This window comes from Rhodococcus sp. 852002-51564_SCH6189132-a (assembly GCF_001665495.1).
GTDB lineage: Bacteria > Actinomycetota > Actinomycetes > Mycobacteriales > Mycobacteriaceae > Rhodococcus > Rhodococcus pyridinivorans.
The window spans coordinates 15,796-38,358 of record NZ_LZMJ01000061.1 but is presented as its reverse complement, the minus strand read 5'-3'; the positions used below and the strand labels follow the sequence as shown (position 1 = coordinate 38,358).

21 protein-coding genes and 1 tRNA gene are annotated in these 22,563 nt (G+C 68.4%); 13 read left to right on the top strand and 9 right to left on the bottom strand.

Annotated features, from left to right (window positions below):
- Positions 1–6: 6 nt before the first annotated feature.
- Positions 7–843 (bottom strand): alpha/beta hydrolase, encoded by an 837-nt coding sequence (locus tag A5767_RS14550; protein ID WP_064852571.1) that lies wholly within the window; start codon positions 841–843, stop codon positions 7–9.
- A gap of 128 nt (positions 844–971) precedes the next feature.
- Between A5767_RS14550 and A5767_RS14545 the strand changes: the two genes are divergently transcribed.
- Complete coding sequence (locus A5767_RS14545) at positions 972–1,718, top strand: hypothetical protein (RefSeq protein WP_064852570.1); 747 nt, start codon at positions 972–974, stop codon at positions 1,716–1,718.
- A 205-nt stretch (positions 1,719–1,923) separates the two neighbouring features.
- Entirely contained in the window at positions 1,924–3,603 is a 1,680-nt protein-coding gene (locus A5767_RS14540; RefSeq protein WP_064852569.1) for an ABC-F family ATP-binding cassette domain-containing protein, read from the top strand.
- A 528-nt stretch (positions 3,604–4,131) separates the two neighbouring features.
- Here A5767_RS14540 and A5767_RS14530 read toward each other — a convergent pair.
- A complete protein-coding gene (locus A5767_RS14530; protein WP_006553175.1) occupies positions 4,132–5,028 on the bottom strand; it encodes a LysR family transcriptional regulator in 897 nt (298 codons plus the stop codon).
- 153 nt (positions 5,029–5,181) lie between these two features.
- Between A5767_RS14530 and A5767_RS14525 the strand changes: the two genes are divergently transcribed.
- The 9 genes from A5767_RS14525 to A5767_RS14490 all read left to right on the top strand — a co-directional run bounded on the left by A5767_RS14525 (position 5,182) and on the right by A5767_RS14490 (position 14,505).
- Positions 5,182–6,555 (top strand): NAD(P)/FAD-dependent oxidoreductase, encoded by a 1,374-nt coding sequence (locus A5767_RS14525; protein WP_006553176.1) that lies wholly within the window; start codon positions 5,182–5,184, stop codon positions 6,553–6,555.
- Positions 6,556–6,790: 235 nt separating this feature from the next.
- Positions 6,791–7,219 carry a holo-ACP synthase gene (gene acpS, locus A5767_RS14520; protein WP_033097557.1) on the top strand — a complete coding sequence of 143 codons (429 nt, stop codon included), beginning with the start codon at positions 6,791–6,793 and terminating at the stop codon, positions 7,217–7,219.
- On the top strand, positions 7,216–7,458 hold the full coding sequence (locus A5767_RS14515) for an acyl carrier protein (RefSeq protein ID WP_024102340.1): 243 nt from the start codon (positions 7,216–7,218) through the stop codon (positions 7,456–7,458). The genes acpS and A5767_RS14515 overlap by 4 nt, the downstream gene beginning before the upstream one ends.
- Positions 7,455–8,642, top strand: coding sequence for an acyl-CoA dehydrogenase family protein (locus tag A5767_RS14510; RefSeq protein WP_064852568.1), 1,188 nt, complete (start codon positions 7,455–7,457; stop codon positions 8,640–8,642). The genes A5767_RS14515 and A5767_RS14510 overlap by 4 nt, the downstream gene beginning before the upstream one ends.
- Positions 8,639–9,595 carry an amino acid--[acyl-carrier-protein] ligase gene (locus tag A5767_RS14505; protein WP_064852567.1) on the top strand — a complete coding sequence of 319 codons (957 nt, stop codon included), beginning with the start codon at positions 8,639–8,641 and terminating at the stop codon, positions 9,593–9,595. Before A5767_RS14510 ends, A5767_RS14505 begins: the two co-directional genes overlap by 4 nt.
- Positions 9,592–10,551, top strand: coding sequence for a DUF1839 family protein (locus A5767_RS14500; RefSeq protein WP_006553181.1), 960 nt, complete (start codon positions 9,592–9,594; stop codon positions 10,549–10,551). Before A5767_RS14505 ends, A5767_RS14500 begins: the two co-directional genes overlap by 4 nt.
- 15 nt (positions 10,552–10,566) lie before the next feature.
- Positions 10,567–13,053, top strand: a complete 2,487-nt coding sequence (locus A5767_RS14495; RefSeq protein ID WP_064852566.1) for a glycosyl hydrolase 2 galactose-binding domain-containing protein — start codon at positions 10,567–10,569, stop codon at positions 13,051–13,053.
- Positions 13,054–13,218: 165 nt separating this feature from the next.
- Entirely contained in the window at positions 13,219–13,383 is a 165-nt protein-coding gene (locus A5767_RS23390; RefSeq protein WP_169823814.1) for a hypothetical protein, read from the top strand.
- An 87-nt stretch (positions 13,384–13,470) separates the two neighbouring features.
- On the top strand, positions 13,471–14,505 hold the full coding sequence (locus A5767_RS14490; protein ID WP_024102335.1) for an NADP-dependent oxidoreductase: 1,035 nt from the start codon (positions 13,471–13,473) through the stop codon (positions 14,503–14,505).
- Between the two features lie 34 nt (positions 14,506–14,539).
- On the opposite strand, the gene A5767_RS14485 is transcribed toward A5767_RS14490, so the two are convergent.
- The 5 genes from A5767_RS14485 to pcaB all read right to left on the bottom strand — a co-directional run bounded on the left by A5767_RS14485 (position 14,540) and on the right by pcaB (position 19,611).
- Complete coding sequence (locus A5767_RS14485) at positions 14,540–14,974, bottom strand: DoxX family protein (RefSeq protein WP_197483249.1); 435 nt, start codon at positions 14,972–14,974, stop codon at positions 14,540–14,542.
- Positions 14,975–15,040: 66 nt separating this feature from the next.
- Positions 15,041–16,252, bottom strand: a complete 1,212-nt coding sequence (locus tag A5767_RS14480; RefSeq protein ID WP_064852564.1) for an acetyl-CoA C-acetyltransferase — start codon at positions 16,250–16,252, stop codon at positions 15,041–15,043.
- 22 nt (positions 16,253–16,274) lie between these two features.
- The gene (locus A5767_RS14475; RefSeq protein ID WP_006553186.1) at positions 16,275–17,096 is read right to left on the bottom strand and encodes an IclR family transcriptional regulator; all 822 of its coding nucleotides are present in this window, start codon (positions 17,094–17,096) and stop codon (positions 16,275–16,277) included.
- Complete coding sequence (pcaDC, locus tag A5767_RS14470) at positions 17,093–18,265, bottom strand: bifunctional 3-oxoadipate enol-lactonase/4-carboxymuconolactone decarboxylase PcaDC (protein ID WP_033097462.1); 1,173 nt, start codon at positions 18,263–18,265, stop codon at positions 17,093–17,095. The genes A5767_RS14475 and pcaDC overlap by 4 nt, the downstream gene beginning before the upstream one ends.
- Positions 18,262–19,611, bottom strand: a complete 1,350-nt coding sequence (gene pcaB, locus A5767_RS14465; protein WP_006553188.1) for a 3-carboxy-cis,cis-muconate cycloisomerase — start codon at positions 19,609–19,611, stop codon at positions 18,262–18,264. The genes pcaDC and pcaB overlap by 4 nt, the downstream gene beginning before the upstream one ends.
- A gap of 154 nt (positions 19,612–19,765) precedes the next feature.
- On the opposite strand from pcaB, the gene A5767_RS14460 reads away from it, so the two are divergent.
- The gene (locus A5767_RS14460; RefSeq protein ID WP_064852563.1) at positions 19,766–20,512 is read left to right on the top strand and encodes a CoA transferase subunit A; all 747 of its coding nucleotides are present in this window, start codon (positions 19,766–19,768) and stop codon (positions 20,510–20,512) included.
- Positions 20,509–21,156: a CoA transferase subunit B gene (locus A5767_RS14455; protein ID WP_019288227.1), complete on the top strand. Its 648-nt coding sequence runs from the start codon at positions 20,509–20,511 to the stop codon at positions 21,154–21,156. Before A5767_RS14460 ends, A5767_RS14455 begins: the two co-directional genes overlap by 4 nt.
- A gap of 55 nt (positions 21,157–21,211) precedes the next feature.
- Here A5767_RS14455 and A5767_RS14450 read toward each other — a convergent pair whose 3' ends face one another.
- Together A5767_RS14450 and A5767_RS14445 are read right to left on the bottom strand one after the other, a co-directional pair.
- Positions 21,212–22,342 carry an AI-2E family transporter gene (locus A5767_RS14450; RefSeq protein WP_019288228.1) on the bottom strand — a complete coding sequence of 377 codons (1,131 nt, stop codon included), beginning with the start codon at positions 22,340–22,342 and terminating at the stop codon, positions 21,212–21,214.
- Positions 22,343–22,472: 130 nt separating this feature from the next.
- A tRNA-Met gene (locus A5767_RS14445) sits at positions 22,473–22,549 on the bottom strand.
- Between the last annotated feature and the right edge of the window lie 14 nt (positions 22,550–22,563).

The window sequence follows — 22,563 nt, the reverse complement described above, 5'->3', positions numbered from 1 at the left end:
CGAGCCTCAGTTGTCGAGTCGTGTCTTCAACCAGGCCGTCAGGTCGTCGAGCACGCGGTCCTTCTCCGGCTCGTTGAACACCTCGTGGTACAGCCCGTCGTACAACTTCAGCGTCAAGTCCTTCGAACCCGCACGGTCGGCGATGAGCTGCGACCCGGCGGGATCGGCGAGCGCGTCGGCGGTTCCGTGCATGACGAGCAACGGCAGCCTCAGGTTCGGGAGGCGCCGCTCGAGGCTCTGCTCGTTGAGCACCAGCACCCGCGCGAGTCCGGCGGGCACGAGACCGTGGTGCACGAGCGGATCGGCGTCGTACGCCGCGACCACCGCGGGATCGCGCGAGACCGCTTTGCTGTCGAACTGCTGCACCGGCACACCCGGCAGGAAACGCCCGATCAGCTTGCCGATCTCCACGACCGGCTTCGGTGTGCCCGACGTGACGATCACCGCCGGCCCCGACAACACGAGCGCGTCGAGCCGGTCTTGATGGTCGAGCGCGTAGGCCAGAGCGATCGCACCGCCCATCGAGTGACCGAGCATGAAGACCGGCAGGCCGGGATGCGCATGGGTCGCCAGATCGATCAGGCTGTCCAGGTCGTCGGTGAACTCGCGCATCTCCCGGGCGCCCACACGCTTGCCGCCCGACCGTCCGTGACCGCGGTGGTCGGGGGCGTACACGACGAGGCCGAGATCGGTGAGCCGCGCGACGACGTGGTCGTAGCGACGTGCGTGCTCACCCAGCCCGTGGCTGAGGATCAGCACGCCGGTAGGGGCCTCCGGCAACCACACGTCGTACACGATCGGGATCGCGCCGACGCCGGTGAACGACGATTCGGTGTGCTCCATGAGCGCCTCCTGCGGCCTCGTCGACAGATGTTCCTCGCATCTTCGCACGAGTACCGGCTCGGAGGCTTGTGTCCGGCCGGAGACAGAGGCACGCTCGAAAGAAGGGGGTGCGACCAAGGAGACCTGTGATGGAAACCGAGATCACCGAGATCGCTCCGGATGTCTACCGCGTGTCCACATTTCTCGACGCGGCGAACCTGACGATGAACCAGTTCCTCGTGGACGGTGACGAGCCTCTGCTGTTCCATACCGGATATCGGGCGTTGTTCCCGTCGGTGTCGGAGGCGATAGCACGGTTGATACCGCTGGATCGGTTGCGGTGGATCACCTTCGGGCACGTCGAGGCCGACGAGTGCGGATCGATGAACTCCTGGCTCGAAGTGGCGCCGGCGGCGGAGGTCGCCCACGGTGCGATGGGTTGTTTCGTCCAGGTCGCCGATCTTGCGGATCGTCCACCGCATCCCCTGCAGGACGGGGACGTCCTGGCCACCGGGCGCCGTCGGGTGCGGCACATCGACACCCCGCACGTTCCACACGGATGGGATGCAGGTCTGATGTTCGAGGAAACGACATCCACCCTGTTGTGCGGTGATCTGTTCACGGCGTTCGGTAGATATCCGGCACGGACGACGAGCGAGATCGTCGGCCCCGCTCTGCAGGCGGAGGACCTGGGTCGCGCGACGTGCCTGACCCCCGAACTCGGACCCACCATCCGCGCACTCGCGGACCTGCACCCGAGCACTCTCGCACCCATGCACGCCCCGGCCTACGAGGGTGATTGCGCCGCGACCCTCGAGGAACTTGCTGCGGCATACGAGGAACGGTTCGCCGCCGAGGCGGACGTGCGCCGTGGCCGAGGACCGAAATCCGATTGACGGTGCTCGGGCGCTCGGTACCCTGGAGATCATGATCCAGGCGCTCTACTTCCACTGACGACACCCCCTCCGCGGCTCGGGACGTCCTCCGAGGTCGCGGTTCGAGCCGTACCCGAATACGGCCGAGCGTCCGGCCGTTCGTCAGCGAGCGCATCCTCCCACCCGTGATCCGGGGACGAGTGCGCCTCCGCACGGAGGAAACCACATGACCATCAGCATCACCATGCCCCGGCGCTCTCGCGCCCAACTCGGCGCCGTCGACGTCCACCTCGCCCGCGACGGTCATCCCGTCCTGCGCGGCGTCGACCTCGCGGTCACGCCGGGCTCCCGGCTGGGCGTCGTCGGGGAGAACGGGCGCGGCAAGTCCACGCTGCTGCACGTCCTCGCCGGCCGCCTCGAACCGGACTCGGGGACGGTGCGTCGGTTCGGCTCGTTCGGTATCGCCGAGCAGGAGATGACCGTCGCCGAGGGGCGCACCGTCGGCGATCTCGTCGACATCGAGCTGGCGCACGTCCGCGCCGCGCTGCGGGCGCTCGACGAGAGCACCGCAGCACTCGCCGACGAACGTCCGGGCGCCGCCGACGCGTACGCCGACGCCCTCGAGATCGCCGAGCAACTCGACGCGTGGGACGCCGACCGTCGCGTCGACACCGCCCTCGAAGCGCTCGGCGCCGTCACCGACCGCTCGCGACCGCTGGCGGAGATGTCGGTCGGGCAGCGCTACCGCGTGCGCCTGGCCGCACTGCTCGGCGCCGAACACGATTTCCTGTTGCTCGACGAGCCGACCAACCATCTCGACGCATCGGGGCTCGACTATCTCACCGAACGCCTGCAGCAGACCCGCAGCGGCGTGGTCCTCGTCAGCCACGACCGCGCCCTGTTGACCGATGTCGCCACGTCGATCCTCGACCTGAACCCGAGCCGCGACGGTCGTCCCCGCCTGTACGGCGGGGGATACGCCGGCTTCCGGACGGGACGCGAGGCCGAATATGCCCGTTGGGTGAGCGAATACGCCCGTGAGCAGGCCGAGCGGGCCCGGCTGGAATCGGACCTCGAGTCCGCGCAGGATCGGCTCGTCACCGGCTGGCGGCCGGAGAAGGGCACCGGCAAGCACCAGCGTGCCACCCGCGCGCCGGCGCTCGTGCAGTCGGTGCACCGCCGTCAGGAAGCGCTGGACGACCATGCCGTGGCGGTACCGGTACCGCCGCTGCAGTTCTCCATGCCTGCGCTCGGCGCGGAGGCCGACGGGATCGACCCGGACACACCCTTGGTGCGCGTCGAGGACGTCATGGTGCGCGGCCGACTCGACCGTCCGGTCGATCTGGCCGTCCTCGCCGGTTCGCGGCTCGTCATCACCGGACCCAACGGCGCCGGCAAGTCGACGCTGCTCGCGGTCCTGGCCGGCGAGGTCGAACCGACGGCGGGAACCCGCGAGAGTGATCCCGTCGTACGGATCGGCCGGCTCGCCCAGGAGTCGCCGGCACCGTCGGCGGCGCGGGTGCAGCAGGTCTACGACGCGCACGTCGGCGAACTGATCGTCGCCGGCCTCGTCCCCGACCAGGGAGCCGTCGATCTCGACGAACTCGGACTGTTCACCGAACGTGACCTCGGCAAGCGGGTCCGAGACCTGTCGATGGGCCAGCAACGACGCCTCGACCTGGCGATGGTTCTCGCCGCGCGACCGCACGTGCTGCTGCTCGACGAGCCCACCAACCACCTGTCGATCACGTTGGTCGACGAACTGACCGACGCCCTGGGGGCGACCGACGCCGCGGTCGCCGTGGCCACCCACGACCGGCAGATGCGACGCGACATCGCCCACTGGCCGCATCTGGCGCTGGGGCTCGCCCCGAAGGAATGCACCCGGAAGGGGCCGAAGCCATGAGAGTCCGGGTGCCGCGGAGTTGTTCGCCGCAGGGGCCACCGGATCGACGCGCGAAGTGGTCATCGGAGCGCGGAATTACGCGCTCTGATGACCACTTCGCGCTCCGATTCCCGGGCGTCGGTCAGCTCCGCGACTCCGTGGAGACGGCAGGCGCCGGCTCGGACGAGGCGTCCGCCGAGCGCGCCGGGCGCAGCGCGAACAGTGCCACCGCGGCGAGCACGACTACGCCGGCCACTCCGAAGTAGAGCTGTTCGGGCGTCCTCCCGCATCGAGGAGCACACCGGCCGCGGTCGGTGCGAGGATGGCGCCTGCTCGGCCGATGCCGATGGCAGAACCGACGCCGGATGGAGCACGAGGGTCTCGTCGAGGGCGAACAGGTGCGCTGGGGTCCCAACAGCACCAAGACCCGGTACTCGATCACCGGGGAGGGCATCCGGGCCTTCCGCGAATGGATGTCCACCCCGCTGGACTACGCCCCGGTGCGCGACGCCGCCCACACCGTTTCGCGCTCCGACGTGTGCGATCGGATCACGGCGTGCTGTCCGTCGGCGGCACGATCGAATGGGCGAGCGCCCGCATGAGGAACTCGAGTTCGGGATTGGGCGTCGCGTTGCTCCGCACCACCCCGCACACCGGAACCTGCAGCCGGTGGTGGATCTCGCGCATGAACTTCAGCCCCTTGCGGGGTGTGTCGGCCGCGGTGCCGGCGTAGAGCACGGTCCACGCCCTCGGGTTGGTGAGCACCTCGAGAGTCGCGGTGTGGTCGCTCGCGATCGGAGGTCCGAGGCGCACGCGACGACCGACCTCGACGAAGGCGTCCTCGACCACGCGGTGCAACAGCACCTGGCTGCCGCGCGGCGGCAGCAGCAGCGGGTAGTGGGCGAGGTCGCCGAGATCGACGGTGGAGAACGCCGACAGCGGGTGCTCGCTCGACGTGACGATGACGAGCTCTTCGATGCCGAGACGGATCGCCTCGAGCCCCGGGCGGTCGACGTCGCCGCGGATGAGCGCGAGATCGGCATCCCCGGACGCGACGGCGTTGACGCGGTCGGTGAAGTCCTTGATGACGAACTCCACGTCGATCTTGGGGTGACGTTCGCGGACGCTGGAGATGGCGTCGAGGCTCTGCGCCGCGAAGCTCATGTTCGCCGTGATGCGGATGCTCTCCCGCGGTTCGTGGCCCACTTCCAGGGCCTTCGCCTCGAGGCTGAGCACCTCGGCGGCGATCGGCATCAGGCGTCGGCCGGCCGAGGTGAGCTTGACCGAACGGGTGGTGCGGTCGAACAGGGTGGTGCCCAGTTCGTGCTCGAGCTTCGCGATCTGATGGCTGATCGCCGACTGCGAGATGAAGCAGCGCTGGGCAGCACGGGAGAAGCTGCCCTCCTCGCCGACGGCGAAGAAGTAGCGCAACTGACGGAAATCCATGGCTCCTCCCGGGAACGTGCCGTCCGCATTTATGAGCGAAACAGATAACAGTTTTTCGAATATCCCAGGTTAGTGGATAGTGAGGGTACTTCGTCCCTACCTTGGTAGTCATACATCAACGGAGATGACAAGTACGTGGAGGTTTACGACAGCATGGACGATGCGGACACAGCGACCCTGGTCGATCGGACGGACGTCGTCATCGTGGGTTCCGGCTTCGGAGCATTGGCCACCGCCAAGAAGCTCGCCAAGGCCGGCACGCCCTTCGTTCTGATCTCGGAGACCACCGAGCATCTTTTCCAGCCTTTGCTCTACCAGGTCGCCACCGGCGTCCTTTCGCCCGGCGAGATCGCCCCGTCCGTGCGCGCGATCCTGGCCGAATACCCCAACGCCGACGTCCGCCTGGGCCGCGTCGTCGATGTGCTCCCCGAGGAGAACACGGTTGTCTACGAGGCCGGCGGTCAGCGCCTGCGTCTCGGCTACAAGTACCTCGTCGCCGCGACCGGCGCCCGCCAGGCGTACTTCGGACGCGACGAGTTCGCCGACCTGACGTACGCGCTGAAGACCGTCGAGGACGCCGAGAAGCTGCGTCGCCAGATCGTGCGCTGCTTCGAGGAAGCACACGTCACCACCGATGCCGAGCGTCGGAAGAACCTGCTCAGCTTCATCGTCGTAGGCGCCGGCCCGACGGGCGTCGAGCTCGCGGGACAGATCAAGGAGCTCGCGCAGCGCTACTTCGCCGAGAACATCGGCAACATCCGCGCCGACGACGTCACCGTCACGCTCGTCGAGGGCGCAGACAAGGTTCTGCCCCCGTTCGGTGGCAAGCTCAGCGAGTACTCCAAGGAGTCGCTCGAGAAGAGCGGTGTCGACGTCGTCCTCGGCACGATGGTCACCGACATCGACGAGCACGGTGCCACGCTCACCACGCCCACGACCGAGGAGACCCGCCGCCTCACCGCGGAGACCATCATCTGGTCGGCAGGCATCCAGGCCAACGACTTCGCCGACGTACTCGCCGAGCGCACCGGCTGCGAGACGGTCCGCGGCGGACGCCTGCTCGTCGACCCCGACTTCACCGTCGGCCGCAGCGACAACATCTTCGCCATCGGCGACATGGTCACCCTCGACAACCTGCCGGCGCAGTCGCCGTTCGCCATGCAGGGTGGCCGCCACGTCGCGAAGATGATCACCGGCAAGGTCGCGATGGGCACCCCGTTCCAGTACAAGGACAAGGGAAGCATGGCGATCATCAACCGGTTCCGCGCCATCACGCGGGTCGGGAAGATCGAGCTCACCGGCTTCATCGCGTGGGTGCTGTGGCTCGCCGTCCACCTCGTCTACCTGGTTGGCTTCCGCAACCGCTACATCGCCGTCATGTCGTGGTGCGGTTCCTTCCTCGGACACCGCCGCCCCCACTTCTACTATGCGCAGGACGCCGTCCCGGTGCCCGCTGCGGAGAAGGAGGAGCCGGCAGCGAAGGACGAGCCGGAGAGCGACAAGGAACCCGTGCGGACGTCCGCATAACTTCAGATCCCCGAAAGGCTCCGACCACCCGGTCGGGGCCTTTCGTCATTGACGCGCCGAACCGGGATCGACGCCGCGTGTTGCGGTGGCGAGCCCCGGTTCACCGCGTGAACCGACGCGCCCGGCGGGTGAAAGTCGGGGTGATTTCCGGGATGTCCTGCAAGCCAGAGACGTTCGGCTGGTGTACATCGGCCGACCTGCGGCTACCGTGTGCAGCGCATCCCGAGGAGTGACCATGAACGATGGCAGCGGCCCCCGCGTCGCGACGACACGTGTCGGCTGCGATGTCGTCACCGTCCGAGACATCGCGTCGAGCATCGACCGGTTCGGCGACCGCTACCTGCAGCGTGTGTTCACCCCGCACGAGCTGGACGTATGCACCGGACCGGGGCGCGCCCAACGCCTCGCGGCGCGCTTCGCCGCGAAAGAAGCCGTCATGAAGGTCCTGCGTCCGCGCGAGCACGCGGTTCCCTGGCAGGCCATCGAAATCCGCCGCGCGGACTGGGGCGGATGCGCTGTCGTACTGGCCGGTAACGCGGCCGCCCTGGCGCGAGATGAACAGGTGACCGACATACAGGTCTCGATCTCCCACGAGTCCGAATACGCCATCGCGACGGTCGTGGCGACCCGCGTCGACGAAGCAGAAACTGGAGAACACCCATGACGGAGCAGGTGATCCGCAAGGTCCTCGGTGAGCACGCGAAGCTGTCGGTCGACAGCACGGCGCTCGACCCCGCCGCCGACCTCTACGAGCTCGGCCTGACATCGCACGCCAGCGTGAACGTGATGCTCGCCCTCGAAGACGCCTTCGACGTGGAATTCCCCGACGAACTGCTGCGCAAGAGCACCTTCGCGAGCGTCGGCGCCATCAGGTCGGCGTTGACGGAACTGGGCGTCGCGTGACGTCGACGTCCGCGCCCCTCACCGTCGCGGAGAAGGCCGGGCTGTCGCTGCTCGCCCGTGCCGAACTCGTCGGACGCGAGAGCGCCGGCCCCGCGGCCGCCGCGGTGGATCGTGAGGGACGGTTCCCGCACGAGGCAGTCGACGCGCTGCGCACCCACAAGCTGCTGAACTGCGCCGTCCCCGTCGATCAGGGTGGGGAGGGAGCATCCCTCGGTGAGCTGTGCGCCGTCGCCCGAATCCTCGGCCGGTACTGCGCCTCCACCGCGATGATCTTCGCGATGCACCAGACGCAGATCCTGTCGCTGGTGCATCACTCCACTCCCGGTCTGGCCACCTTCGTCGCCGAAGCGGTGGCGAACGATTACCTGATCGCTTCGGCGACCACCGAACTCGGCACCGGTGGCGACGTGCGCAGCAGCGTCTGCGCCGTGGCCCGCGACGGCGACACCGTCACGCTGACGAAGAACGCGCCGGTCATCTCGTACGGCGAGTACGCCGACGCGATCCTGGTGACCGCGCGTCGCACCGCCGACAGCCCGCCCAGCGACCAGGTCCTCGTCGTGTGCCGACGCGACGACGTGACCCTCGAACCCACCGGCAGCTGGGACACCCTCGGGCTGCGCGGCACGTGCAGCCCCGGATTCGTCCTCACCGCCACGACGTCCGCCGATCTCGTGGTCGGCACGGCCTACGCCGAGATCTCCTCGCGCACTATGCTTCCCGTCTCACACAGTGTGTGGTCGGCGGTGTGGCTCGGAATCGCCGACGCGGCGCTGGAGAAGGCCCGCTCGTTCGTGCGTTCGGCGGCCCGCCGCAGCCCGGGGGTCACCCCGCCCGGTGCGCTGCGACTCGCCGAAGCGGCCGCCGTGCACCAGCAGTTCTCCGATCTCGTCGCCGCGTCCGCCGCCCGGTTCGACGCCGCGGCGTCGGCGCAGGAGGAATCGATGTCGGGCATGGGGTTCTCGCTCGCCATGAACAACCTCAAGGTCACCGCGTCCACGCTCGTCGTGGATCTGGTGAACCGCGCGATGCTCATCTGCGGGATCGCCGGATACCGCGAGGATTCGCAGTACTCGCTCGGCCGCCACCTGCGCGACGCACACGGTGCCGCCGTGATGGTCAACAACGACCGCATCATGAACAACTCGGCCCAGTTGTCGATCGCCTACCGGGGGACGCTGTGACAAGTACAGCCATTACCAACACCGCAACCGACGAGCTGTCCGAGCTCGAGCGCGCCCGCCTCGACTTCCAGCAGCAGTTGCTCGAGGCCAAACTGCTCGTGGAGACCGGTGTTCCGGGCCTCTACGGACGGTCGGGTGTCTTCGAGGACATCGTCGACGGCATCGACCGGGTGGTCGTCGCGGCGGGTCCGGGCCGGGCCGCGACGCGTCTGCGCTTCCCTCCGGTCTTCCCGCGGACGAGCTTCGAGCGCACCGACTACATCGCCTCCTTCCCCCACCTGACCGGAGCGGTGAACACCTTCGCGGGCAGCAACGCCGAGCACGCCGAGCTGCTCGCCGCGCGGTCGCGGGGCGAGGCGTGGGATCCGTGGCTCGAACCCGCCGACACCGTGCTCGTCTCCGCCGCATGCCATCCCGCCTACTCGCGGTACACCGGTACGCTGCGTGAGGGCGGTGAACTGCTCGACGTCCTCGGCTACTGCTTCCGGCACGAGCCGGCCGTCGACCCCGCTCGCATGCAGGCCTTCCGGATGCACGAGTTCGTGCGTATCGGCACCGAGAACGACGCTGCGCAGCATCGTGATTCCTGGGTGGAGCGAGGACTCGAGGTGCTCGACTCGCTGGGCCTCGACGCGACCGCCGTGCCCGCCAACGACCCCTTCTTCGGGCGGGCCGGGCGCATGCTGGCCGTCAACCAGCGCACCGAGAACCTCAAGACGGAGCTGACCGTCCGGCTCTACGGCGACCTCGACGACGGCACCGCGGTGGTCTCGTGCAACTGCCACCGCGAGCACTTCGGCGAGACCTTCGAGATCCGCACGGCCGACGGCGAAGTCGCGCACAGCGCGTGTGTAGGATTCGGTATGGAGCGGATCGCCCTGGCGCTGTTGCGGACCCACGGGCTCGACGTCGATCGCTGGCCCGCTGCGGTACGCGACAGGATGTTCCCGTGAGCGATCGGCTCATCGACGTCCGCGTCGACGGGTACTCACCGCACTTCGTGCACGCTGCCGACCGGATCTGGACCGAGACCAACTGTTATGTCGACCTGTGGGTCGAGGTGCTGCATTCGCTCGGCCACGATCCGGTCCCCGCTGCCGCGTGCGCGTTCTCGGCCCGGTTCGACCGCGCCCAATGGACCTTCCTCAAGTTCCGCCCCGAGGATCTGTTGGCGCTGTACGGGATCGACATCGCGGAGATGAACGTCTGGCGCCGCCCCGTGGATCACCTCGAGGACAATGCCGCCGCCGGACTGCTGTCGACGATCGAGGTGGACGCCTTCTGGTTGCCCGACACCGAGGGAACCGGTTACCGGGAGAGTCGTTCGAAGACGACGATCGTGCCCAATCTCATCGATCGCGACAGCGGGACGCTCGAGTACTTCCACAACAGCGGCTATCACGTTCTCACCGGTGAGGACTTCCGCGGAGTCTTCGGCCTCGACGAGCCGGTACCCACCTGGCCTCCCTATCTCGAACAGGTGCGCCTCGACGCGGCACAACCGCAGTGCGACGCCTTCGACACCGTGGTGCTCCGGCACCTGCGCATGCGCGCCGGCTCGAATCCGGTGCGCGAGCTCGGCGAGCGGGTGCTCGCCGACATCGACCCGATTCGCACCGGAGGGATGGACGTCTTCCATCCGTGGACGTTCGGGGTGCTCCGTCAGTGCGGTGCCACCGCCGAACTTGCCGCGGACGTCAGCGTCTACATGGACGGTCGCGGATATCCCGGTGCGGCTGCCGCAGCCGACGGATTCCGCGCGGTCGCCGAGGGCGCGAAGAGCGTGCAGTTCCGGATGGCGCGTGCGGCACGCGGCCGCAATGTCGACCCCGGCGACCAGCTGATAGCGATGGCCGCTGCCTGGGAGGACGCCATGGCGACCGTCGTCCGCGCCGCCGGGGTGCGGTGACAGGATTCGACGCACATGGATCTCCTGCACGATGCGCGATGGCGTTGTCTCCGTGTCGCTCCCGGGGCAGTCGAGCACCCCGGTGACTTTCCGGCGGACGGTCCTTGGCTGCCGGTCCGTATACCCGGGACGGCGGCAGGCGCGATCCGGGAATCCGAGGGAGTCGCGGCGGCCAGGGTGTCGTCTCCCGACAGCGACGACTGGTGGTTCGTCACCGACGTCGAGGTGTCCGGCGACGGACCGTGGCGTCTGACCTTCGACGGGCTCGCGACACTCGCGGACGTGTGGGTCGACGGCACACTCGTCGCGACGTCGGAATCGATGTTCGTGCCGCTGACCGTCGTCCTCGGCTACCTGCCGTCGACGATGCGGATCGCGGTCCGGTGCGCCTCGCTCGACGCTGCTCTCCGCAAGCGTCGGCCACGCGGACGGTGGCGTTCGTCGCTCGTGTCGGCCCAAGGATTGCGGTGGTTCCGCACCACCATGCTCGGGCGAGCCCCGGTGTACGCGGGGGCTCCGGCGCCGGTCGGTCCGTGGCGTCCCGTGCGTCTCGTCGATTCCGGTGAGCCCGTTGTGCTGGAACGTGGGATACGGACAGCTCTGCGGGGATCCGACGGGATCGTCGACGCCGATCTCGTGCTGGCAGGCACCGCCGTCCCCGAGGTGACTGTGGAGATGGGAGGGGCGACGGTGCACGTCCGACCCGAATACGGGCCGGACGGGACAGCACGCGTGCACATGCAGGTGACGCTCCCCGAGGTGGAACGGTGGTGGCCGCACACCTACGGCGCCCCCCACCTGTACGCCGCACATCTGATTCTGGATGGGCAACGAATCACGCTGGGGAACATCGGATTCCGGTCGGTCGAACGCTCACCGGGCGACGGGTTCGGCTTACGGATCAATGACGTCGACGTCTTCTGCCGCGGCCTGGTGTGGACACCGACCGATCCGATCTCGCTGAACGACCCGAGCGCAACCCGGCGCATCCTCGAACGCTGCGTGTCGGCGGGCGTGGACACGATCCGCATCCCCGGCACGATGGTCTACGAGGACGACGAGTTCTACTCGGCGTGTGCGGAACTGGGCATCATGGTGTGGCAGGACGTCATGCTCGCCACCACCGACCCGCCCGACGATCCGCACTTCCGCTCGCTGCTCGAGGACGAGATCCGTGCGCTGGCGCGCCGATGGGGCGGGAACCCGGCACCCGTGGTGATGTGTGGGGGCAGCGAGACCGAGCAGCAACCTGCCATGCTCGGACTGATGGAGGCATCCATCCCGGCGATCGACGACTGGTTGCCCGCAATCGTCGACCGTGAGCTACCGGGCACGGTGTGGGTGTCGTCGTCACCATCCGCGCCCCCGCGCAGCGACGTACTGCCGATCGCAGTGGGTTCGGGTGTGGCGCACTACTTCGGTGTCGGGGGTTACCGCCGTCCCCTCGGCGACGTGCGTGCCGCCGGCGTGCGCTTCGCCGCCGAATGCCTCGCGTTCTCGATTCCGCCTTCCGACATGGCGATCGAGGCCGAGTTCGGCAGTGTGAATGTCGCGGGTCACCATCCACGATGGAAGGCGGCTGTGCCGCGCGACAACGGGGCGTCGTGGGACTTCGAGGACGTGCGAGACCACTATGTGCGCACGATCTTCGGGGTCGACCCCGCCGAGGTGCGGTGGGTGGATCCCACGCGATATCTCGCGCTCGGACGGGCAGCGATCTGCGAAGCGTTCACCGAGGTACTGCAGTACTGGCGACGATCCGGATCAGGATGTCGCGGTGCCCTGATCCTGTCCGCCCGCGACCTGCAGCGGGGTGCCGGGTGGGGCGTGCTCGACGCCGACGGGAACCCGAAGGCGCCGTGGTGGGTCCTGGCACGGGTGTTCGCCCCCGTCACCGTGCTCCTCACCGACGACGGGCTCGACGGCCTGCGCGTGGACGCGATCAACGACACCGCCGAGATCCTCGACGTCACGCTGCAGTTGCAGGCCCATACGCCCTCCGGTGCGGTACCGGTGGACGTGTCGGTGCCGCTGCGTCTCGAACCGCACGAGACCCGGGTGTTCTCGTGGGCCGCGGTGACGGGCGGTTTCACCGATGTCAATTTTGCGTATCGATTCGGGCCGCGCACTTTCGACACGGCGACCGCCCGACTGGTCGACCACACCGGCGCAGTGTTGGCGGAGTCGGTGTATCTCGTGGGTGGTCCGGCACGTCCCGTCGAGCGCGGGATCGGTCTCGCGGCGACCGCTCGACCCGTCCCGGACGGGTGGAGTGTGGAGGTGCGGACCGAGGGTGCGGCACAGTACGTGCATCTCGACATCACCGGCGGTGACCTGCAGGATTCCTGGTTCCACCTGCCGCCCGGAGGTACTCGCACGATCGCCGTGCGGGCCTGCGTTCCGGCCGCGACGTTGAGCGGCTGGGTGGGGGCATCGAACTCGGCCACGAGTGTGCCGATCCGGGTGCTTCCGACCTCCGAGGGCAACGAGGTCGACGGGTAACCCCCTGGGGCTGCAGGCGGGGGCGGTGTGCGGCGCGCCGAAATCGACAGGTGCATATCGGGCATCGACGGGGTATATGTATTTCCCAAGGGGTCGCTCACCCGATTTGCACCTTCTGCACGGTGCCGGTGGCCACCTCTCCCCGCCTTCCGAGAGGAGATCGACATGGCGATCCGCTCCACGTCACAGATGGGTGCTTCGCGCACCGCTTCGTCCACTCGCCGTCCTGTCCGGGTCGAGCAGGACGGACCGTCCTTCACCGAGGTCATCCACTCGCAGCTGTTCTCGAACTACCAGGTGCCGCGCGGCGAGGTGCAGCACAGCGCCTGATCGGGACCACCTCAGGCGCGGCATCGTGCCTGCCGGGGTGCTCCCGCGCGGCGTTTAGGACGCCAGCGCGTGCGGCACACTGTCGGCATGAGTGAAGCCACGACGAGTCAGAGCACCCGCATCGTTCTCGCATCGCGCCCGGAGGGGGCGCCCACCGCCGACAACTTCCGTCTCGAGACGGTGGATCTGCCCGAGGTCGGCGACGGCCAGATCCTCCTGCGCGTCGTCTACCTGTCCCTCGACCCGTACATGCGCGGTCGGATGAGCACAGCGAAGTCGTATGCCGCGCACGTCGAACTCGGGGACGTGATGGTCGCCGGAACGGTGGGCCAGGTCGTCGAATCGCGGTACGACGGCCTCGAGCCGGGCGACTACGTGCTGGCCGGAGCCGGCTGGCAGTCGCACGCCGTCCTCGACGGCTCCACCGTTCGCAAGCTCGATCCGCAGGCCGCACCGATCTCCACCGCTGTGGGAGTCCTCGGAATGCCCGGCTTCACAGCCTATTCCGGGCTCCTGAAGATCGGGCAGCCGAAGAAGGGTGAGACCGTCGTCGTCGCTGCCGCCACCGGGCCCGTGGGATCGGCGGTCGGGCAGATCGCGAAGCTGAAGGGCGCCCGCGCGGTCGGTATCGCCGGCGGCCCGGAGAAGTGCCGCGCACTGATCGACGAGTTCGGTTTCGACGCGGCGATCGACCACCGCGACCCGAACTTCGCCGACAAGCTGGCGGAGGCGGTGCCCGACGGTATCGACGTGTACTTCGAGAACGTCGGCGGCCCCGTCCAGGAAGCGGTGTGGCCGCTGCTCAACACCTATGCGCGAATCCCGGTGTGCGGTCTGGTCGCGCAGTACAACGGTGCTGACCTCAACCGCAAGGACCGCCTTCCGGGACTGTTCAACTCGATCCTCACCAAGAGCCTCACGATCCGCGGCTTCATCCAGAGCGAGTTCGTGAAGGAGATGTACGGCGACTTCCTGCGTGAAGCCTCGGCATGGGTCCGCGACGGAAAGCTCCAGTATCGCGAGGACATCGTCGACGGACTCGAGAACGCCCCGGAGGCGTTCATCGGCATGCTCGAAGGAAAGAACTTCGGGAAGATGCTCGTGCGGGTCGCGCCGGAGTAACGGGCACCAGGTCCGCCCTCCGGCGCCGGCCGCGTCAGCGTCGGGGGGTTCCGGTGGACCACAGGGCCCACAGGACGAGCACGGGCTGGAAGAACAAGCGGATCAGGCGCTTACGGTCGGTGTCGAGACCGAAGGCGCTGCGCTTGCCGAGATACTGGGCGATGTTGCCCGGGAAGACGGCGGCGAAGAACAGTGCGGCCAGGCGGCCGACACGGACGCGGTCGCGGTTCGCCACGGCGAGTCCGGCGCCGAGCATGATCTCGACACCGCCGGACGCCATGACCACGCCGTCCTTGTCCATCGGCACCCAGTCGGGCACCTGCGCCTGGAAGTCCTTGCGGGCCCAGAAGAGATGGCTCAGTCCGGCGAAGACGAGTGAGGCGGCCAGCAGATAACGCGCGAGGGTCCGGGCTCGTGTCGTGGGCGGAGCAGGGGCTTCGGTCGGGGGAGTTATCTGAACGTCGCTCATGATCACGAGCGTACGGACTGTACGGTGCACGCGACGGGGATCGCGTCGCGAGCACCGTAGGTCACGTCAGGCGATGCGCTCGAATACAGCGGCGAGCCCCTGGCCGCCGCCGATGCACATCGTCTCGAGTCCGTAGCGACCCTCACGACGATCGAGTTCGCGCAGCAGGGTGGCGAGGATGCGTCCGCCGGTCGCGCCCACCGGATGTCCGAGCGAGATGCCGGAGCCGTTGGGATTCAGGCGCGAGTCGTCGGCCTCGATGCCCCACGAGCGCGTGACCGCGAGGGCCTGGGCGGCGAACGCCTCGTTGAGTTCGATGACGTCCATATCGGCGAGCGTCAGTCCGAGGCGGCCGAGCGCCTTCTCGCTGGCGGGCACCGGGCCGATGCCCATGGTGCGCGGCGGCACACCGGCCACCGCCCAGCCGGCGAGGCGAGCGAGCGGACGCAGACCCAGCGCGGCGGCCTTCTCGGCGGTGGTGACGATCGCGAGGGCGGCACCGTCGTTCTGGCCGCTGGCGTTGCCGGCGGTGACGGTCGACTCGGGATCGATCTTGCCGCGGATCGGGCGCAGCTTGGCGAGGGTCTCCATCGAGGTGTCGGCGCGGGGGTGCTCGTCGGTGTCGACGACGAGCGGATCGCCCTTGCGCTGCGGCACGCTCACGGACACGATCTCCTGCGCGAACACGCCGTTCTTCTGCGCGGCGACGGCCCGCTGGTGCGACTGCACGGCCAGGGCGTCCTGGTCCTCACGGCTGATGGAGAACTCGGCGCGCAGGTTCTCGGCGGTCTCGATCATGCCGCCGGGCACGGGGAAGTCGCGTCCGCCGGCGGTGACGCGGGCACGGGCCAGGCGATCGGACAGAGCGACGGCTTCGCCCTTGACGCCCCAGCGCATGCCGGTGGCGTAGAACTCGGCCTGGCTCATCGATTCGGCGCCGCCGGCGAGGATCAGGTCGCTCGCGCCGGTCTGCACCTGCATGACGGCCTGCACGATCGCCTGCAGACCCGAGCCGCAGCGACGGTCGACCTGCAGGCCCGGAACGTTCACCCCGAGGCCGGCGTTGAGGGCGGCGACGCGGCCGAGGGCGGGGGCCTCACCGTTGGGGGAGGCCTGGCCGAGGAAGACGTCGTCGATGTCGGAACCGGTGATACCGGTGCGGGCGACGAGTTCGCGGATGACGGTGGCCGCGAGATCCTCGGGGGCGATGTCCTTCAGGACGCCGCCGAACCTACCTACCGGGGTGCGCAGGGGTTCGCAGATCACTACGTCGGTCATGATGTACCTCGATCGGGGTTGTTCACTGGTGGGTCTGGGTGCGGGCGAGATCGGTGGAGATCGCTCCGGCGGTGGCGAGCAACGCCGGGACGAGCTCGTCGTGCACGGTCTCCATCCGGTAGCGGGCCGCGTGGGTCGACAGGTTCACCGACGCCACAACGGTTCCCGACGCATCGCGGATGGGCGCGGCGAGCGAGCGCAGGCCCTCCTCGAGTTCCTGGTCGACGATGCAGTATCCGTTGCGTCGTACCGTGGCGATCTCGGCGCGCAATTCCTCGGCGGTGGTGACGGTGTTGCCGGTGATGGGAGCGAATTCGGCGCGCGCGAGGTAGGCGTCGAGTTCGTCGTCGTTCAAACCGGCGAGCAGTACCCGTCCCATGGAGGTCGCGTAGGCGGGGAAACGGGTGCCGAGGGTGATGGTGACGGTCATGATGCGGCTGACGGGAACTCGTGCGACGTAGACGACGTCGGTGCCGTCGAGCACCGACACCGAGGTCGATTCCTTGACTTTCTCGGCGAGCGCCTCGAGATGGGGTCGCGCGACCTCCGGCAGCGTCAGTGCCGACAGGTAGCTGTAGCCGAGTTCGAGCACCCGTGGGGTGAGCCAGAACTGGGATCCGTCGGTGCGGACGTAACCGAGTTCGATGAGAGTCAACAGGAATCGGCGCGCAGTAGCGCGGGTGAGTCCGGTCGCGCGGGCGACGTCGGAGAGCGACTGCCGCTGGGCGTGCGCACCGAAGGCCTTGATGACCGACAGGCCACGTGCCAGCGACTGCACGTAATCGGGCGACGCCCCGGGGTTCTCGCGAACGACCTCGGGGGCGGTGACGTCGGGAGTGCTCACGAGCCCGCACCTCCCTCGGTGTCGGCGAGTGCCTGCTTGCCGAGCGCGAATGCCCGGTTGCTGTTGGGGACACCCGCGTAGACTGCGGTGTGCAGAAAGACCTCGACGAGGTCGTCGGGATCGATCCCGGCGCGCAGGGCTGCACGGATGTGCATGTCGAGTTCGTGCTCGTTGCCGACCGCGGTGAGGATCGCGAGGGTCAACAGCCGGCGGGTGCGGTGGTCCAGACCCGGACGCGCCCAGATGTCTCCCCACGCGGTGCGGGTGATGAAATCCTGGAAGGGCCGGGTGAATTCGGTGGCCGACTCGATGGACCGGTCGACGTGTGCGTCACCGAGGACGGATCGGCGCACCCGCAGACCCTCCTCGAACGCCGCGGTGCGGTGTGCGGCGGACGGCGTGACGCGCGACGAGATGTGCTCGCGGATCAGCTTCGTGACCCGTCCTGCCTGCTCCACGTTGGCGAGGTGTGCGCCGGGGGAGAGGACGTGGAAGGTGGAGTCGGCGATTCCGTCGGCCAGTTGCTGCATCGTCGACGGCGGGGTGGCGGGGTCCTGCTCACCGGCGATCACCAGGGTGGGCGCGACGATCCGGGCGAGGTCGGGACGGCCGTCCCAGGTCGCCAGTGCCTCGCAACACGCGGCGTAGCCCTCGTCGGTGGTGCCCTTCACCATCTCGACGTGGCGGGCGACGAGCTCCGGATCGTGTTCGGCCAGTTCGGGAGTGAACCACCGCGAGACGATCGAATCGGCGATCGAGGCCAGGCCGTCGTTGCGGACCGATGCCGCCCGGTCGTACCAGGGCTGGGCGGGCTGGAAGGCCGGCGAGGTGCACAGCAGCGTCAGCGTGCGCACGCGCTCGGGGTGATGCGCCGCGAGCCACTGCCCGACGGCACCGCCGAGCGACAGTCCGACGTAGTGCACGGCGCCGAGTTCGAGCGAGTCGAGCAGGGCGACGACGTCACCGGCGAGTTCCTCGATCGTGTAGGGACCGGACGGCGCGGGCGATGCGCCGTGCCCGCGATGGTCGGCCGCGACGACGTTCCAGTCGGTCGCCAGGGCGTGGATCTGCGGTCCCCACATCGACAGGTCCGAACCCAGCGAACCGAGGAACAGGACGGTCGGCTTCGTGGGGTCGCCGTACTGTTCGTAGTTGAGCGTGACGGTCATCGGGCATCTCCTGTGGTTCGGTTCGTGCTGTCGTGACGGGCGAGAACGCGATCGACGATGTCTGCGGCATGGCCGAGATAGCGCGTGGGATCGAGAAGTTCGCGCACGTCCTGCGGGTCGAGATGTGCGGTGATGGCGGGATCCTCGTCGAGCGACCTACCGGCGACCGCCGCATCGGTGACGATCGAGCGGGCGTCGTCGGTGTGTTCGGCGAGTGCGGCCGTGACCTTCTCGGCGAGGATCGCCCCTCCGGTGAGCGCGAGATTGCGGTCGAGCGCGTCGGTGTGGACGTGCAGACCGTTCAGGCTCGTCGAGAGTTGGTGCGCGGCACCGCCGGTGAGGCGCAGGATGTCGGCGAGGGTCTCCCATTCGGCGTGCCAGGCGCCGGCGGCCCGCTGGAACTCGTGGTCGGTCGACGACAGGATCGTCGAGACGAGACCGGGAACGCGCCGGGCAGCGGCGCGCGCGGTGATCGCCGCGACGGGATTGCGCTTGTGCGGCATGGCCGACGAACCGCCGGGCGCATCCTCGCTCACCTCACCGAACTCGGTGCTCGCCATGAGTACGACGTCGGTGGCGGGTTTCGCGACCGCGCCCGCGGCGACACCGAGTGTGCCCGCGAGGGTCGTGACGGGGGTGCGGGCGGTGTGCCACGGCGCGACGGGACGCGCGAGCCCGAGCAGGTCGGCGACCGCGTCGGCGAACGCGAAACCGTCGGGATGGACGGCGGCGAGCGTGCCGGCGGCTCCGCCGTACTGGGCGGGTAGGGCGGACAACACGCGGTCGAGTGCGCCGGCGGCGTCGTCGAGGGACAGGAGCCAGCCGGCGGCGAGCGCGCCGAAGGTGGTCGGCAGTGCCTGCTGGCCGAGCGTGCGCGCGACCATCGGTGTCTCGCGATGGGTGGCAGCGAGGCGGGCTGCGCCGTCGGCTGCGGAGCGCAGGTTCGCCAGGGCGATCCCTCCTGCGCGGCGGGCGAGCAGCATCAGCGCGGTGTCGAGCACGTCCTGGCTGGTCGCGCCGACGTGCACGGCGCGCGCAGGGGCGTCGGCGCGCTCGCGTAGCAGGGAGACCAGGGGGATGACGGCGTTGCCCCCCGCCGCGGACCGTCGACCGAGGTCGGCGGGATCGAGTTCTTCGGCGAGCGAGGCCGCGGCTGTCGCGACGGCGTCGGCGTGGGTGTTCTTGACACGGCCGAGTGCGGCGGCCGCGCGGGTCAGCGCGACCTCCACGTCGAGCAGGGCACCGATCCACGCGCGATCCGACAGGGCGACGCCGAGTTCGTCCGCGCCGAAGACGGGATCGAACAGCGGACCCCGATATCCGGGGTCGGGGGATGAGGGGGACACGGACCTCCGATCCGAAACGTTCGCTATGTGGACGGATGGACGCTATGCGAACAGGCTAGTGCGGCCGTTCTGCGCTTGCAACGATCCTACGCGAATTTGTTCGCATTGCGGACGGGAGTTCACATGACGTACACCTGAGGGTATCGTGGCACACATGGACAAAGTCGTTGCCTCCGCCGCCGAGGCCGTAGCCGACATCCCCGACGGCGTCACGCTCGCTGTCGGAGGGTTCGGTCTGGTCGGCATCCCCGAGATCCTCATCAACGCGTTGCTCGATCAGGGCGCCACCGACCTCGAGACCGTCAGCAACAACTGCGGTACCGACGGCTTCGGGCTCGGCCTGCTGCTCGAGAAGGGCCGCATCCGCCGCACCATCTCGTCGTACGTCGGCTCCAACAAGGAGTTCGCGCGCCAGTACCTCGCCGGTGAACTCGAAGTCGAACTCACTCCGCAGGGCACGCTCGCCGAGCGCCTGCGCGCCGGTGGTGCGGGCATCCCCGCCTTCTTCACCCCGGCAGGCGTCGGAACGGCCGTCGAGGAAGGCGGACTCCCGCTGCGCTACGACGGTCACGGCGGCATCGCCCTCGCGTCGCAGCCGAAGGAGACCCGGGAGTTCGACGGCGAAACCTACGTGCTCGAACGCGGCATCGTCGCCGATTACGCGCTCGTGCACGCCTGGAAGGGCGACCGCCACGGCAACCTCGTCTACCGAGCAAGCGCCCGCAACTTCAACCCGCCGGCCGCCGCCTCGGGTCGCATCACGATCGCGCAGGTCGAGCACCTCGTCGAACCCGGCGAACTCGACCCCAACGAAATCCACACGCCCGGCATCCACGTGCAGCGTGTCGTACACGTCGGCCCCGTCGAGGTCGGCATCGAGAACCGGACGGTGCGCTCATGACACAGGCAACGAAGAAGGGGCTGACCCGCGAGGAGATGGCGGCACGCGTCGCCAAGGAACTCGAGGACGGCCAATACGTCAACCTCGGAATCGGCATGCCCACCCTCGTGCCGAACTACCTCGAATCCGGCGTCGAGGTCATCCTGCACTCGGAGAACGGTGTGCTCGGCGTCGGCCCGTACCCGACCGAGGACGAACTCGACCCCGAGCTCATCAACGCCGGCAAGGAGACGATCACCGCGATCCCCGGCGCGTCTTACTTCGACTCGGCGCAGTCGTTCGGCATGATCCGCGGCGGCCAGATCGACGTCGCCGTCCTCGGCGCGATGCAGGTCTCCGCCAAGGGCGACATCGCCAACTGGATGGTGCCCGGTGCGATGGTCAAGGGCATGGGCGGTGCGATGGACCTCGTCCACGGCGCGAAGCGCGTCATCGTGATGATGGATCACGTCACCAAGAAGGGCGACCCGAAGATCCTCGAGGAGTGCGTCCTGCCGCTCACCGGTCGTGGATGCGTGCAGCGCATCATCACCGACCTCGCGGTCATCGACGTTACCGACGAGGGACTGAAGCTCGTCGAGACGGCACCCGGCGTGACCACCGAGGACGTCGTCGCTGCGACGGCGGCGAAGCTGATCGTCTGATCGGACGACGACGGGGCCGGGCGCGAGAAGATCTCACGCCCGGCCCTCTCGTCTCTCAGTCGTAGTCGTCGTTGTCTGCCGTGAGCTCCGGGGCGTCGGGTTCCGGTTCCTCTCCACCCACCTCCGGGATCAGTTCGTAGCGGTGCCCGAACGACTCGGCCAGCGCCTGCAGGATCGCCACCACCGGCACGGACACCAGAGCCCCCACCGGGCCGAACAGGGTGGCGCCGACGATCACCGAACCGAACGCCACCGCCGGGTGGATCGACACCGTGCGGGCCGTGATGCGCGGGTGCAGCACATAGTTCTCGATCTGCTGGTAGACCGTGCCGAAGGCAATCACCCACACGCCGTCGAGCGGTTGCTGCACCGCGGCGATGAGCGCGGGGAGCCCGATCGCGAGATAGGTGCCGAGAGTGGGGATGAACTGCGAGACCACCCCGGTCCAGATCGCGAGGGGCAGCCAGTACGGAACCCCGATGATGAGGAAGAAGATTCCGGTGAAGATCGACGCCGCGGCGGCGAGGATCAACCGGGAGACGACATAGCCGCCGGCCTTCTCCACCGAGGTCTCCCACACGTTCGCGATCAGCTGCTGCTGCCGGGCCGGGAACCAGCTCGCGATCGTCCGGCGCATCTTCGGCCCCTCGGCCGACATGTAGAAGACGAACAGCAGCATCGTCAGGATCTGGAACAGGGCACCGACCAGAGTGCTGAGGACGCCGAGGACACCGGGCGTGAACCGTTGTGCCAGATCGCGAACCGTATCGGGCGTGATCTTGAACAGCTCGTCCCCGGTCTTGAAGTTGGTGTCGAAGGTGCGGTTCGCCCAATCGGTGATGCGTGTGAGCGCATCCGGAAGTGTGGTGAGCAACTGGGCGATCTGGTCGAACAGGAGCGTGCCGAACACCGCGAAGAACCCGATGGTGAGTGCGATCAGGGAGAACAGCACGAGGCCGGTGCCGGCACCGCGACGCATCCCGAACCGTTCGAGGCGGTCGACGATCGGTTCGATGGTGATGCTGAACAACCACGCCAGGAACAGCAGGCCGAGGAAACCCTTCAGATTGTGGAAGAGCCAGCCCGACATCTGATAGAAGGCGACGGCCAGCAGAACACCGACGATCGTGGGCCGGAGCCAGCGGGGAGTTCGTGGTCGATCGGCGACGGTTGCGCGCTTGGCCATCACACCCTCCCGCTCTGCAGAGACTCTGCCGCGAAATCTACTCGGTGAGCGCGGCCGGGGGAGCCGTACCGAGGCCGAGGAGCATTCACAAAAGAACCGGCCCGGACTCGTGTGAGTCCGGGCCGGTCGGTGGTAGCGGGGACAGGATTCGAACCTGCGACCTCTGGGTTATGAGCCCAGCGAGCTACCGAGCTGCTCCACCCCGCGTTGCATGTCCAACC

Excerpts from the sequence above, each read along its gene's own strand:
- A5767_RS14550 (WP_064852571.1), bottom strand. The coding sequence starts at position 843 with ATGGAGCACACCGAATCGTCGTTCACCGGCGTCGGCGCGATCCCGATC.
- A5767_RS14540 (WP_064852569.1), top strand. The coding sequence starts at position 1,924 with ATGACCATCAGCATCACCATGCCCCGGCGCTCTCGCGCCCAACTCGGC.
- A5767_RS14490 (WP_024102335.1), top strand. The coding sequence starts at position 13,471 with ATGAGTGAAGCCACGACGAGTCAGAGCACCCGCATCGTTCTCGCATCG.
- A5767_RS14450 (WP_019288228.1), bottom strand. The coding sequence starts at position 22,342 with ATGGCCAAGCGCGCAACCGTCGCCGATCGACCACGAACTCCCCGCTGG.
- A5767_RS14515 (WP_024102340.1), top strand. The coding sequence starts at position 7,216 with ATGACGGAGCAGGTGATCCGCAAGGTCCTCGGTGAGCACGCGAAGCTG.
- A5767_RS23390 (WP_169823814.1), top strand. The coding sequence starts at position 13,219 with ATGGCGATCCGCTCCACGTCACAGATGGGTGCTTCGCGCACCGCTTCG.
- A5767_RS14525 (WP_006553176.1), top strand. The coding sequence starts at position 5,182 with ATGGACGATGCGGACACAGCGACCCTGGTCGATCGGACGGACGTCGTC.
- A5767_RS14485 (WP_197483249.1), bottom strand. The coding sequence starts at position 14,974 with ATGAGCGACGTTCAGATAACTCCCCCGACCGAAGCCCCTGCTCCGCCC.
- acpS (WP_033097557.1), top strand. The coding sequence starts at position 6,791 with ATGAACGATGGCAGCGGCCCCCGCGTCGCGACGACACGTGTCGGCTGC.
- A5767_RS14480 (WP_064852564.1), bottom strand. The coding sequence starts at position 16,252 with ATGACCGACGTAGTGATCTGCGAACCCCTGCGCACCCCGGTAGGTAGG.
- A5767_RS14530 (WP_006553175.1), bottom strand. The coding sequence starts at position 5,028 with ATGGATTTCCGTCAGTTGCGCTACTTCTTCGCCGTCGGCGAGGAGGGC.
- A5767_RS14455 (WP_019288227.1), top strand. The coding sequence starts at position 20,509 with ATGACACAGGCAACGAAGAAGGGGCTGACCCGCGAGGAGATGGCGGCA.
- A5767_RS14545 (WP_064852570.1), top strand. The coding sequence starts at position 972 with ATGGAAACCGAGATCACCGAGATCGCTCCGGATGTCTACCGCGTGTCC.
- pcaDC (WP_033097462.1), bottom strand. The coding sequence starts at position 18,265 with ATGACCGTCACGCTCAACTACGAACAGTACGGCGACCCCACGAAGCCG.
- A5767_RS14460 (WP_064852563.1), top strand. The coding sequence starts at position 19,766 with ATGGACAAAGTCGTTGCCTCCGCCGCCGAGGCCGTAGCCGACATCCCC.
- A5767_RS14495 (WP_064852566.1), top strand. The coding sequence starts at position 10,567 with ATGGATCTCCTGCACGATGCGCGATGGCGTTGTCTCCGTGTCGCTCCC.